We start from the raw sequence: 11,988 nt of genomic DNA, 5'->3' as shown, positions 1-11,988 counted from the left end.
CGACCCCTCAGTGGACCTTGCCGCGGCCCAGCGCGGCGGCGATGATGCGCTCGACATCGCTGTCGGCGGCCTTCTGCTGGGCCTCGAAGACCGCGGTGCGGGCCAGGGGCTCGGCACGCGGCGCCTGGGCCAGCTGCGCGCCGGAGGGGTCGCGGGTGTCGACGTTCACCTCCATCGACAGGCCCACGCGCAGCGGGTGCGCCGCCAGTTCCTGCGGGTCCAGCGCGATGCGCACCGGCACCCGCTGCACCACCTTGATCCAGTTGCCGGTGGCGTTCTGCGCTGGCAGCAGCGCGAAGGCGGCGCCGGTGCCGGCGCCCAGGCCGGCGATGCGGCCGTGGAAGACCACCTGGTCGCCAAAGACGTCGGCCGTCAGCTCGGCCGGCTGACCGATGCGCAGGTCCTTCAGCTGGCCTTCCTTGAAGTTGGCGTCCACCCACAGCTGGTTCATCGCCACCACTGTCAGCAGCGGCGTGCCGGCCTGGACGCGCTGGCCCAGCTGCACGTTGCGCTTGGCCACATGGCCGTCGATCGGCGCCACCAGGGCCACGCGCTGCAGCGCCAGGTGGGCCTCGCGCAGCCTGGCGGCGGCGCGCAGGACATTGGGGTGCTGCTCGACGCTGGTGCCTTCGGTCTGCGTCAGGCCGGCAGCCAGCTGGTCGCGCGCCGCCTGGGCCGCCGACTGCGCCGCGGCCAGCGCGCTGCGCGCGGCCGCCTGCTGCGCCTTGGCGTGGTTGAACTCCTCCTGACCGACCAGGCCCTCGCCCACCAGCGGGGCGCGGCGCTTGACGTCGTCATCGGCGCGTGCAAGTTCGGCCTGGGCGCGGGCCACGTCGGCCTCGCGCAGCGCGATCTGGGCCTTCAGCGTGGTGTTGTTGGCGTAGAGCGCGCGCACCTCGCGCACCGTCTGCGCCAGCGTGGCCTCGGCCTGGGCCAGCGCCACCCGCGCCTCGGCCGGGTCCAGCGTCACCAGCACCTGGCCGGCGCGCACGGCGTCGTTGTCGTCGGCGCCCAGCGCGACCACGGTGCCGCCGACCTGCGGCGTGATCTGCACCACGTTGCCGCCCACGTAGGCGTTGTCGGTGCTCTGCAGGTGGCGGCCATGCAGCCAGTGCCAGCCGGCCCAGGCGCCGCCGGCCAGCAGCACGACCAGGGCGATGGCGGTCAGGCCGCGCTGGCGGGCGGTGCGCGCCGCGGCAGGAGAAACAGAAGAGGCAGGGGCGTTCATCGGTGTCGTCTTTCGGTGGGGCGCGGCCAGCTCAGCGGGCGGCCAGCGCGGTGTCGTCGGTCCAGCCGCCGCCCAGCGCCTTGATCAGCGCGAGGCGGTTGTCGAGCTGACGCGCCTGCAGGTCCACGGCGTTGCGGCGCTGCGCCAGCACGGCGGTCTCGGTGGCCAGCACGGTGAGCTGGTTGCCCAGGCCGGCGGCGTAGCGCTTCTCGGCGATGGTGTGGGCCTGCTCGGCCGCGGCCAGGGCACTCGCCTGCTCGGCGCGCTGGCGCTGCAGCGATTGCTCGGAGGCCAGCGCATCGCCGGCCTCGCGCACCGCGTCCAGCAGCGTGACGTTGTACTGCGCGATGGCGGCGTTGCGTTCGGACTCGCGGCCCTGCAGCGCGGCGCGCAGTCGGCCGCCGTCGAACAGCGGCAGGCGCAGCGCCGGCTGCACGCCCAGCTGGCGGCTGCCCAGGTCGAACAGCCGGTCCAGTCCCAGCGCCGACAGGCCCGCATAGGCCACCAGGTTGATGCTGGGGTAGAAGGCGGCCTCGGCGGCGCGCACATCGGCCAGGCTGGCCTCGACGCGCCAGCGCGCCGCCACCAGGTCGGGCCGGCGGCCCAGCAGGTCGGCGCCCAGCGTGGCTGGCAGCACGGGACTGCGCAGGTCCGTCAGGCGCGGTGACAGGCTGCTCAGCGCCTCGGGCGGCTGGCCGCTGAGCACCGCCAGCTGGCGGCGCAGCAGCGTGGTCTGTTCGTCCAGCGCTTCGAGCTGCACGCGCAGGTCGGGCAGCGCGGCGTCGGCCTGCAACTGCTCGACGCGGGTGTCCAGACCGGCGGCAACACGGCGCTGGGTGATCTGGCGGATGCGCTCACGCTGGGCCGTCTGGGCCTGCAGCACCTCGCGCTGCGCCAGCAGACGGGCCAGCGCCACATGGCCGCGCGCGATCTGGGTGGCCAGGCCGTTGGCGGCGGCGGCGGCTTCGGCACGGGCCGCACGGGCCTGGCCCAGCGCCGCAGCCTGCTCGGCGGCCTGGGCGCCGAACAGGTCGGGTGACCAGGCCAGCGCGGCCTGCAGCTCGCCCGAGCTCCAGGTATCGCCCGCGATCGGGGCGGGCACCAGGCCATGTTCCGAGTAGCGCTGGCGCGTCAGGCTGGCGCTCAGCTGGGCCTGCGGACCGTGGGCCGCCAGCAGGACGTCGGCCTGGGCCTGGGCGCGGCGCACGCGCTCGCGTGCCACGGCCAGGCTGGGTTGGTCGCGCAGGGCCTGCTCGATCAGGGTGTCGAGTTGGGCGTCGCCCAGCACGCGCCACCAGTCGGCGGCCGGCAGTGCCTCGGTGCGTGCGGCCAAGGCCAGCGCCTGGCCATCGTCGAGCCGCGCGGCCTGCGCACGGTCGCCAGGCGTGGCGCAACCGGCCAGCAGCGCGACCGCCAGGGCCAGCGCGGCCATGCGGCGGGGGGATGGGGTCGGGCGGGGCGTCATGCCGGATCCTTCGGGTCGGGTTGCGCATCACCCTGGCGCAGCCGCTCGCCGTTGGCCAGCATGCGCGTCAACAGGTCGACCAGGGTGCGCCACTCGTCGTGGCTGAACCCACGCAGGTGGCCATTGAGCACGTCGGCCAGCACCTGGGGCACGCGGCGCGCGACCTTGCGGCCCTCGTCGGTGAGCACCAGGTTGACGACGCGACGGTCCTCGGTGGAGCGCTCGCGACGCACCAGGCCCTTGGCCTCGAGGCGGTCGAGAGAGCGGGTCATCGCGCCCGGGTCGATCTCCAGGTCGCGCGCCAGGCCGGCCACGGTGTGGCCTTCCTTCATCACCAGCTTGTACAGCGGCAGCCACTGCACATAGGTGAGGTCACAGCTGGCCAGCTGGGCATCGGCCTGCGCCAGGATGGAGCTGATGACCTTGCGCATCAGGTAGCCCACGCTCTCGTCCGGCCGGTACTGGCCCGGCTGGTAGAAGCCAGCGGGCTCGGGTTCTTTCTTTGCCATGCCCGCCAGTTTAGTTGCCTATGCAATGATTGCTTGGTCATTATTTGAATAGTCCAGCGTTTTGGCAGGGTTTTTACGAGGGTGCGATCCAGGCCCCACCTGCTGCCTACACTGCACGCATGGCTACCCGTCCCGACCGTCCCACCGGCAGCAGCCCCCAATCGCTGTCCGGCCTGCTGCCCTTTCTCCGTCCCTACCGCCTGCAGATCGCGCTGGCGCTGCTGTTCCTGGTGCTGGCAGCGGTGTCCACGCTGCTGCTGCCTGCGGCCCTGAAGTCCCTGGTCGACCAGGGCATCGTGGCGGCCGATCCGGGGCAGCGCGTGATGGCGCTGCGCGAGCATTTCCTGGCGCTGTTCGGCGTGGGTGCGGCGCTGGGCGTGTTCTCGGCCAGCCGCTTCTACATGGTGACCTGGCTGGGCGAGCGCATCACCGCCGATCTGCGCGATGCCGTCTACGCCCACGTGCTGCGGCAAAGCCCCGAGTTCTTCGAGACCACCGCCACCGGTGAGGTGCTCTCGCGCCTGACCACCGACACCACCCTGGTGCAGACGGTGGTCGGCTCCAGCCTCAGCATGGGCCTGCGCAACACCGTGATGGGCATCGGCGCGCTGGCGATGCTGATCGTCACCAACCCCTGGGTGATGTTCCAGGTGATGGGCATCCTGGTGGTGGTGGTGCTGCCGGCCCTGGCCTTCGGCCGCCGGGTGCGCAAGCTCAGCCGCGCCAGCCAGGACCGCGTGGCCGATTCCTCCGCGATCGCCGCCGAGGTGCTCAACGCCATGCCGGTGGTGCAGAGCTACGTGGCCGAGCCGCGCGAGGCCGCGCGCTTCTCGCTGGCCACCGAGGCCGCCTTCGACACCGCCCGCAAGCGCACCCGCGTGCGCTCGCTGCTGGTGGCCTTCCTGATCACTGCCACCTTCGGCGCGCTGCTCTGGGGCCTGTACCAGGGCACCCAGGCGGTGCTGCATGGCGAGATCACCGCCGGCCACCTGGGCCAGACCGTGCTGTACGTGATCCTGCTGGTCAGCTCGGTGGCGGTGCTCTCCGAGGTCTGGGGCGATCTGCTGCGCGCCGCCGGCGCCACCGAGCGCCTGATGGAGCTGCTGCACGCGCGCTCGCCGATCGAATCGCCTGCCGCGCCGCAGTCCCTGCCGGCCACGCGCGGCGGCTCGTCGCTGCAGTTGCAGGGCGTGCGTTTCCGCTACCCGTCGCGGCCGCAGCAGGCGGCGCTGGACGACGTCAGCCTGAGCGTGCAGCCGGGTGAGACCGTGGCCCTGGTCGGCCCCAGCGGTGCCGGCAAGAGCACCGTGCTGCAGCTGCTGCTGCGCTTCTACGATGTGGCCGAGGGTTCGGTGCAGGTGGACGGCGTCGATGTGCGCCACGCCGACCTGGCCGCGCTGCGCGCGCGCATCGGCATCGTGCCGCAGGACAGCGTGATCTTCAGCGCCAGCGCGATGGAGAACATCCGCTACGGTCGCCCCGACGCCACCGACGAGGAGGTGATCGCCGCCGCCAAAGCCGCCTTCGCGCACGACTTCATCCTGGCCCTGCCCGAGGGCTATGCCAGCTTCCTGGGCGAGCGCGGCGTGCGCCTGTCGGGCGGCCAGCGCCAGCGCCTGTCGATCGCGCGGGCGATGCTGAAGAACCCGCCGCTGCTGCTGCTGGACGAGGCCACCAGCGCGCTGGACGCCGAGAGCGAGCGCATGGTGCAGGCGGCGCTGGAATCGGCCATGCAGGACCGCACCACGCTGGTCATTGCCCACCGCCTGGCCACGGTGCAGCGCGCCGACCGCATCGTCGTGCTGGAACACGGCCGCATCGTCGAGCAGGGCACGCACGCCGAACTGGTGGCGCGCGGCGGCCTGTACGCCCGGTTGGCGGCGATGCAGTTCCAGCCCGGCTGATCAGCGCGTCGCACCGCCCAGCCAGGGCGACACGGCGCGCCAGCGCGTGGCGGTGGCGGCCAGCACCCACGAGCCGCCCACGGTGATCCCCAGCACCGCGCCCGCTTCGGCCAGCGGCGCCAGCCCCAGCGGCTTGAGCGTCACCACCGCGCCGATCAGCAGCGTCTGGTGCAGCACATAGACCGGGAACACCCGCGCCGCCAGCCCAGGCCACCGGGTGCTGATGGCGCCCAGCCAGCGCTGGCCGAATCCCAGCGCGGCCAGCACGCCGCACCACTGCTGCAATGCGAAGCCGGCCCGGACCAGTGCCGCCGGCGCGGGCTCACCCAGCAGCTGCGATGCCGCGAATGCCGTCACCGCCAACGCCAGCGCCAGGTGCCGCAGGCGCGCGATCGCCGCCCAGGCGCCTGGCGTGCGCGCCCAGACGGCGCCGGCCAGGAACGCCGGGACGTACTGCGCATGGGCCAGCGGGTCGTGGATCAGGTCGTGGGTGACGTCAAACCAGGGCCGCAAGGCCAGCCGGCCGGCGGCCAGCAGCAGCCAGGGCGCCCACAGCAGGCTCCATGCGCCCAGGCGCGTGGCCAGCCAGGCCCCGGCCTCATCCAGCGCCCTGGGCCAGCGCCGCAGCGTGGCCCACAGCAGCCCCGTGTAGACCATCAGGTAGGGCAGGAACCACAGGTGGTTCCAGGTGGGCAGCACCAGGCAGTGCCCGGCTGCATCACAGAAGCCGTGGTAGCCGCGCAGGTACAGGCCCATGAAGTCGAGGAAGTCGCCGGTGTAGCCGAACTGCTCACGCACCTGCCACCAGGCCTGCGGCGGCACGATCAGCAGCACGCCCAGCAGCAGTGGTGCACCCAGGCGCGTCATCCGGGCGCGCAGCCATCCCGGGGGCGCACCAGCGATCGTCAGGCTGGTGACCGCACCGGAGATGGCGAACAACAGGCTCATCCGCCACGGGTTGAGCGCCAGCATCCAGGGCGCCAGCGCGGCGCTGGTGACACCGCCCTTCACATGCCAGGGCCAGGGCACATAGGCCATGCCCACGTGGTAGAGCAGCAGCGCACCCAGCGCCAGCAGGCGCAGGTCATCGAGGAAATGCAGGCGGTGCGGCGAGGTCATGGCGGCCAGCGCCGAGTGTGACACCCCGGCCGCGGGATAATCCGGCCCCATGAGTTCCGCCGCCCGCCCTGTCCGCTCGCAGTACGAAGATTTCATGCGCCATGTCTGGGAACACGGCGTGGCCAAGGGCGACCGCACCGGCACCGGCACGCGCAGCGTGTTCGGTCACCAGATGCGCTTCGACCTCTCCGAAGGCTTCCCGCTGGTGACCACCAAGAAGGTCTTCCTGAAGGCGATCATCGTCGAGCTGCTGTGGTTCCTGCGCGGCGACAGCAATGTCAAGTGGCTGCAGGAGCGTGGCTGCACGATCTGGGACGAGTGGGCGCGCGAGGACGGCGAGCTGGGGCCGGTCTATGGCGTGCAGTGGCGCAACTGGCCCACGCCGGACGGTGGCCACATCGACCAGATCGCGCAGGTGGTGCAGCAGCTCAGGAGCAACCCCGACAGCCGCCGCATCATCGTCAGCGCCTGGAACGTGGCCGACCTGGACAAGATGGCGCTGATGCCCTGCCATGCCTTCTTCCAGTTCTACGTGGCGCCGGCCACCACGCCGGGTGGCCGCGGCAAGCTCAGCTGCCAGCTCTACCAGCGCAGCGCCGACATCTTCCTGGGCGTGCCCTTCAACATCGCCAGCTACGCGCTGCTGACCCACATGCTGGCCCAGCAGTGCGACCTGGACGTGGGCGATTTCATCTGGACCGGCGGCGACTGCCACCTCTACACCAACCACTTCGAGCAGGTGCGCACGCAGCTGGCGCGCACGCCCTTCCCCTACCCGGTGCTGAACATCAGGCGCCGCCCTGACTCGATCTTTGATTACCAGTACGAGGACTTCGAGGTGCTGGAGTACCAGCACCATCCGGCCATCAAGGCCGACGTCGCGGTCTGATGCTGCAGCCGCGCCAGATCGCGGTGCTGGTGGCCCTCACGCTGATGTGGGGCGTCAACTGGCCGATGATGAAGTTCAGCCTGCGCGAGCTGTCGCCGCTGTACTTCCGTGCCATCACGATGACCGGCGGCGCGCTCACGCTGTACCTGTACTACCGCTTCTGGCGCGGCGTCGATATGCGCTGGCCGCGCACCGAGTGGCGACAGGTGGCACTGCTGGCGCTGCCCAACATCTTGGCCTGGCACTTCTGCTCGATCACCGGCCTGCAGGCGCTGGCATCAGGGCGCGCCGCGATCCTGGGCTTCACGATGCCGGTGTGGACGGTGCTGATCACGCTGGTGCTGGCCCACGAGCGGCCCAGCGGCCGGGTGCTGCTGTCGGCCGTCGCCGCACTGGCCGCGGTGCTGCTGCTGTCCTGGCAGGAACTGGCCCATCTGGCTGGTCGGCCCGAAGGCGTGCTGTGGATGCAGGCCGCCGCCTTCAGCTGGGCGGCCGGCACGGTGCTGATGCGCCGCACCACCTGTCCCATGCCCACCGAGGCGGTGACGGTGTGGATGATGGCGCTGGGTTCGGCCTTCTTCTGGTGCGTGGCGCCACTGCTGGAGGCCACGCCCAGCCCGGCGGCCTGGAGCACCGGCCTGTGGTGGTCGCTGCTCTATGGCGTGCTGCTCAACTATGGCGTGGCCCAGGTGATCTGGTTCGGCATGGCGCGCACGCTGCCGCCCTCGGCCAGCGCCTTCTCGATCATGGCCGTGCCGCTGGTGGGCACCGCGGCGGCCACCGCGATCGTCGGCGAATGGCCGCGGCCGCTGGACCTGGTGGCGGCACTGGCCATCGTGCTGGCCATCGCCAGCGCGCTGCTGCCGCGCCGACAATCGGCCCCATGAGCGACACCCGCCCCGACCTGGTCCTGATCGCCGCGCTGGCCCGTGGCCGCGCGATCGGCCGCGCCAACCAGCTGCCCTGGCACCTGCCGGAGGACCTGGCCCACTTCCGCCGCAGCACCCAGGGCGCGCCGGTGCTGATGGGCCGGCGCACCTGGGAATCACTGCCCGAGCGTTTTCGTCCGCTGCCTGGACGGCGCAACCTGGTGCTGAGCCGTCAGACCGGCCTGGTCTGTCCCGGCGCCGAGGTCGTGGGCAGCGTGCCCGAGGCGCTGGCGCGCTGCGCCGGCGTGCCGCGGGTGTTCGTGATCGGTGGCGCCGAGCTGTACGTCCAGGCACTGCCGCTGGCCGATGAGTTGCTGCTGACCGAGCTGGCGCTGGACGTGCCGGACGCCGACGCCTTCTTCCCCGACTGGCCGACCACCGACTTCACCGAGGTGGCCCGCGACACCCGCCACGCCGCCGCGCCCAACAACTTCGACATCAGCTTCGTCACCTACCGGCGACGGCGCTGAGGCTCGCCAGCGGCGGGCCCTGGCTCGGCCCGTCAGCCGAACTTCGGCCGCGCATCCGTGTGTGCTGGTCGGGGTGGCCAGGGACGTTGCCGCCCACCGCAACGTTCATCAGCAGGTAGAAGGGCTGGTCGAAGGGCGCCGGCCAGGGGTTCAGATCGGCCTCGGCGCGCGCCTCCACGCCCTGCCCTGCCTCGCGCCAGCTGCAGCTCCACCAGTGGCGGTAGCTGCAGGTCTGCACCTCGTCCACAACGAAGCGGATCTCGCCCGGCTCCCACTCCACGGCGTAGGTGTGCCAACCGGCCACGCTGGAGTCGGCAGGCAGGCGATGAGTGGTGTGGCGAGCGAGCGGCGCGGTAAGGCCGAACCGACATGCAGGCTGTTGAGCACCTCGTGCGGCTGCTCGCCGACGATCTCCATCAGGTCGATCTCGCCGCTGGCGGCCCAGCCGCCCTAGTGGTCATCGGCTGGCAGCATCCACAAGGCGGGCCACAGGCCCTTGCCCCAGCGCATGCGGGCACGGAACTCGACGCGGCCATCGCGCTTGGCGAACAGCACCCGGCCGTCGCGTGCCTGGGTCTTCAGCCGTGCCGAGGTGTAGCCACAGCCGTGCAGCGGCGCCTGGACCGCGCGAATGAACACGCTGCTGTCACGCACCTGCACGTTCTCGGGCTCCGACGTGTAGTACGGCAACTCATCGTTGCCCCAGCCCGGCACCCAGCCGTGTACCCGATCGTCGTAGAAGCCATTGCCCAGATCGAAGTCCCACTTGCTGCGGTCGAACGTGTCGCCGTCAAACTCGTCGTGCCAGACCAGGGTCCAGATCTTGGTCGTGGGCGGCTCCATCGTCGCCTCGGGTGTCAGGCGGCCTGAGGCTGCTGACGCTGCGCACGCTGGGACTGCAGGAAGTGGCGGTACCAGTGGTAGCTCTGCTTGGGCGTGCGGGCCAGCGTGGCGTAATCGACGTGGACGATGCCGAAGCGCTTGGCGTAACCCGAGGCCCACTCGAAGTTGTCCATCAGGCTCCAGACCATGTAGCCAGCCATCGGCACGCCGGCGGCCAGGGCCTGGTGGGTGGCGGCGATGTGGCGGGCGATGTAGTCGCGACGTTCGGTGTCCATGACCTGGCCGTCGACCAGTTCGTCACGGAAGGCCGCGCCGTTCTCCATCACGTAGACCGGCGGCAGGTCCCAGTCACGGTGCAGGCGCAGCAGCAGTTCGGTCAGGCCCTCGGGCACGACTTCCCAGCCCATGTCGGTGAGCGGCAGGCCACTGGACTGCGCGCTCCAGCCGCCACTGGCGCTGACCACGCCGCGGGTGTAGTAGTTGATGCCCAGGTAGTCCATCGGCGTGGCGATCGCGGCCAGATCGCCGGGCTCGATGCGCGGCGCGTCGGCCCCCAGGTGCTGCCAGACGTCCTCGGGATAGCGCCCCAGCAGCAGCGGATCCATGTACCAGCGCACCAGGCGGCCATCCTCCAGCCAGGCGGCGGCGCGGTCCTCGGGGCTGTCGGTGGCCGGGCCGATCGGTGACAGGTTCAGCACGATGCCCAGGCGGCTGCGGCAGCCGTCGGCACGCAGCGCCTGCAGCGCCAGGCCATGGCTCAGCAGCAGATGGTGCGCGACCTGCATCGCGGTGCCACGATGGCGGATGCCGGGCGCGAAGATCCCGCTCTCATGGCCCAGCACCGCCATCACCCAGGGCTCGTTGTGGGTGGTGACGGCGGCCAGACGGTCACCCAGCCGGGCATTCACCGCGCGGGCGTAGTCGACGAAGCGGTGCACGGTGTCGCGCACCGCCCAGCCGCCGCCGTCCTGCAGCGCCTGAGGCAGGTCCCAGTGGTTCAGCGTCAGGTAGGGGCGCAGGCCGCGGGCCAGCAGGCCGTCGACCAAGCGGTCGTAGAAGGCCAGGCCGGCCTCGTTGAAGGCACCGCGGCCGTCGGGCTGCACGCGCGGCCAGCTGACTGAAAAACGGTAGGCGTCGACCCCCAGCCGCGCGATCAGGTCCAGGTCCTCGTCCACGCGCTTGATGTGGTCGCAGGCGATGTCGCCGTTCGAGCCGTCGGCAATCGCGCCGGGCTGGCGGCAGAAGCGGTCCCAGATGGACTCGCCCTTGCCAGCTTCATGGGCGGCGCCTTCGATCTGGAAGGCGCTGGTGGCCACGCCCCAGACGAAGTCGGGGGGAAAGGATGGGAGCTCGGTGAGGGTCCGGGACATGGTGGCGGTCAGCGTGGTCGGCCTTCATCAGGCCCGATCGGATTCGAAACTGAAAGCGCTTTCATTTTGCCAGAGATTCTGCGTGGAGGGGGGCCGCAACAGGCTGCAGGAAAACCCCGAACCCCACGGTTCGGCGTGGACCGCGCGAGGGGATCAGCGCTGCAGGCGGCGCACCGACTCGCGCGGCACCAGTTGCAGCGGCGGCAAGGCCACCTGCGCAGGCTCGCCGCGCAAGAGGGCCATCATCGCGCCCGCGGCCTGGAAGCCCATCTCGTAGACGGGCTGGCGCACCGTGGTCAGCGGCGGGATGGCGAAGCGCGCCGGCGCCAGATCGTCGAAGCCCACCAGCGAGACGTCGTCGGGCACCCGCACATGGCGCCGGTACAGGCCCAATGCCGCGCCGATCGCAGTCTGGTCATTGGCGGCGAAGATCGCGGTGAAAGGCCGCTGGGCGTCGAGGAGGCGGTTCACCGCCAGCAGGCCGCCCGCCTCGGTGTAGTCACCCGGGGTCACCAGCGCCGGGTCGAACGGCAGGCCGGCGCGGTCCAGCGCATCGCGGTAGCCGGCCAGCCGTTCGTGGGCATCGGCATGGTCGGGTTCGCCAGCGATGTGGGCGATGCGGCGGTGGCCGCAATCGATCAGGTGCTGCGTGGCCATGGCCGCGCCAGCCCGGTTGTCAAGGGTCAGGCCATGCACGCGCGGGCCTTCCATGGTGCGGCCCACCACCACCAGTGGCAGGTGGCCGGCGCCGGCCTGCAGCGCGCGGCTGGACAGGCGCCCGGCCAGCACGATCAGCCCGTCGACGCGGCGGGCGATCAGCGCCTCCAGCGCCTTGCGCTCCTCGACCTCCTGCCAATGGCCGCTGACAAAGATCGGGATGTAGCCGGCCTCGTCCAGCCGGTCCTCGATGGCATGCAAGGCCTCGCCATAGAAGGGGCTGCTGATCGTCTGCGTCAGCACGCCGATGCTCAGCGTGCGCCCACCGGCCAGGCCCCGAGCCACAGGGTTGGGCCGAAAGCCCAGCGACTGGATCGCGGCGTCCACCGCCTGCTGCTTGGCCTGGCTGACCCGGGCGGTGCCGTTGAGGATGCGCGAGACCGTGCTGGGCGACACACCTGCCGTGTGCGCGACCATCTCCAGGGTCACCACGCCAGCGGCACCGCCATCGGTGGCGGGGGTTGAGGAGCCCCGTGCACGGCGGGGAGAGGGCTTGCTGCTCATCAGGCGCGATCCAGCACGGATGGCCGGGCGCGCCGCCTTCA

Annotated in this window: 12 protein-coding genes; 4 read left to right on the top strand and 8 right to left on the bottom strand. The window is 71.4% G+C overall.

The window, feature by feature from the left end; all coding sequences use genetic code 11:
- Positions 1-7 precede the first annotated feature (7 nt).
- From KAK03_RS09095 to KAK03_RS09085, 3 genes are read right to left on the bottom strand one after another with little or no spacing between them, the layout of a single operon-like run.
- Positions 8-1,228, bottom strand: coding sequence for an HlyD family secretion protein (locus KAK03_RS09095; RefSeq protein ID WP_210853594.1), 1,221 nt, complete (start codon positions 1,226-1,228; stop codon positions 8-10).
- A 31-nt stretch (positions 1,229-1,259) separates the two neighbouring features.
- Positions 1,260-2,693 (bottom strand): efflux transporter outer membrane subunit, encoded by a 1,434-nt coding sequence (locus KAK03_RS09090; RefSeq protein WP_210853592.1) that lies wholly within the window; start codon positions 2,691-2,693, stop codon positions 1,260-1,262.
- Entirely contained in the window at positions 2,690-3,202 is a 513-nt protein-coding gene (locus KAK03_RS09085) for a MarR family winged helix-turn-helix transcriptional regulator (RefSeq protein ID WP_210853590.1), read from the bottom strand. Before KAK03_RS09085 ends, KAK03_RS09090 begins: the two co-directional genes overlap by 4 nt.
- Positions 3,203-3,321: 119 nt before the next feature.
- On the opposite strand from KAK03_RS09085, the gene KAK03_RS09080 reads away from it, so the two are divergent.
- On the top strand, positions 3,322-5,106 hold the full coding sequence (locus KAK03_RS09080; protein ID WP_210853589.1) for an ABC transporter transmembrane domain-containing protein: 1,785 nt from the start codon (positions 3,322-3,324) through the stop codon (positions 5,104-5,106).
- Here the strand turns inward: KAK03_RS09080 and KAK03_RS09075 are convergent, their stop codons facing one another.
- Positions 5,107-6,225, bottom strand: a complete 1,119-nt coding sequence (locus KAK03_RS09075) for an acyltransferase family protein (protein ID WP_210853587.1) — start codon at positions 6,223-6,225, stop codon at positions 5,107-5,109.
- A 49-nt stretch (positions 6,226-6,274) separates the two neighbouring features.
- On the opposite strand from KAK03_RS09075, the gene KAK03_RS09070 reads away from it, so the two are divergent.
- From KAK03_RS09070 to KAK03_RS09060, 3 genes are read left to right on the top strand one after another with little or no spacing between them, the layout of a single operon-like run.
- On the top strand, positions 6,275-7,114 hold the full coding sequence (locus tag KAK03_RS09070; RefSeq protein WP_210853585.1) for a thymidylate synthase: 840 nt from the start codon (positions 6,275-6,277) through the stop codon (positions 7,112-7,114).
- Complete coding sequence (locus tag KAK03_RS09065; protein WP_210853583.1) at positions 7,114-8,001, top strand: DMT family transporter; 888 nt, start codon at positions 7,114-7,116, stop codon at positions 7,999-8,001. The genes KAK03_RS09070 and KAK03_RS09065 overlap by 1 nt, the downstream gene beginning before the upstream one ends.
- Complete coding sequence (locus KAK03_RS09060; RefSeq protein WP_210853581.1) at positions 7,998-8,513, top strand: dihydrofolate reductase; 516 nt, start codon at positions 7,998-8,000, stop codon at positions 8,511-8,513. Before KAK03_RS09065 ends, KAK03_RS09060 begins: the two co-directional genes overlap by 4 nt.
- On the opposite strand, the gene KAK03_RS09055 is transcribed toward KAK03_RS09060, so the two are convergent.
- The 4 genes from KAK03_RS09055 to KAK03_RS09040 all read right to left on the bottom strand — a co-directional run bounded on the left by KAK03_RS09055 (position 8,491) and on the right by KAK03_RS09040 (position 11,947).
- A complete protein-coding gene (locus KAK03_RS09055; RefSeq protein ID WP_210853579.1) occupies positions 8,491-8,817 on the bottom strand; it encodes a glycoside hydrolase family 16 protein in 327 nt (108 codons plus the stop codon). The genes KAK03_RS09060 and KAK03_RS09055 overlap by 23 nt on opposite strands.
- Positions 8,818-8,963: 146 nt before the next feature.
- Positions 8,964-9,356, bottom strand: coding sequence for a glycoside hydrolase family 16 protein (locus KAK03_RS09050; protein WP_210853577.1), 393 nt, complete (start codon positions 9,354-9,356; stop codon positions 8,964-8,966).
- Between the two features lie 14 nt (positions 9,357-9,370).
- Complete coding sequence (locus KAK03_RS09045; protein WP_210853575.1) at positions 9,371-10,726, bottom strand: GH1 family beta-glucosidase; 1,356 nt, start codon at positions 10,724-10,726, stop codon at positions 9,371-9,373.
- A 153-nt stretch (positions 10,727-10,879) separates the two neighbouring features.
- Positions 10,880-11,947, bottom strand: coding sequence for a LacI family DNA-binding transcriptional regulator (locus tag KAK03_RS09040; protein WP_210853573.1), 1,068 nt, complete (start codon positions 11,945-11,947; stop codon positions 10,880-10,882).
- Between the last annotated feature and the right edge of the window lie 41 nt (positions 11,948-11,988).

Source organism: Ideonella alba, assembly GCF_018069845.1.
GTDB lineage: Bacteria > Pseudomonadota > Gammaproteobacteria > Burkholderiales > Burkholderiaceae_C > Ideonella > Ideonella alba.
Note: the sequence above shows the minus strand (reverse complement) of the source record. Positions and strands in the feature narration are given on the sequence as shown.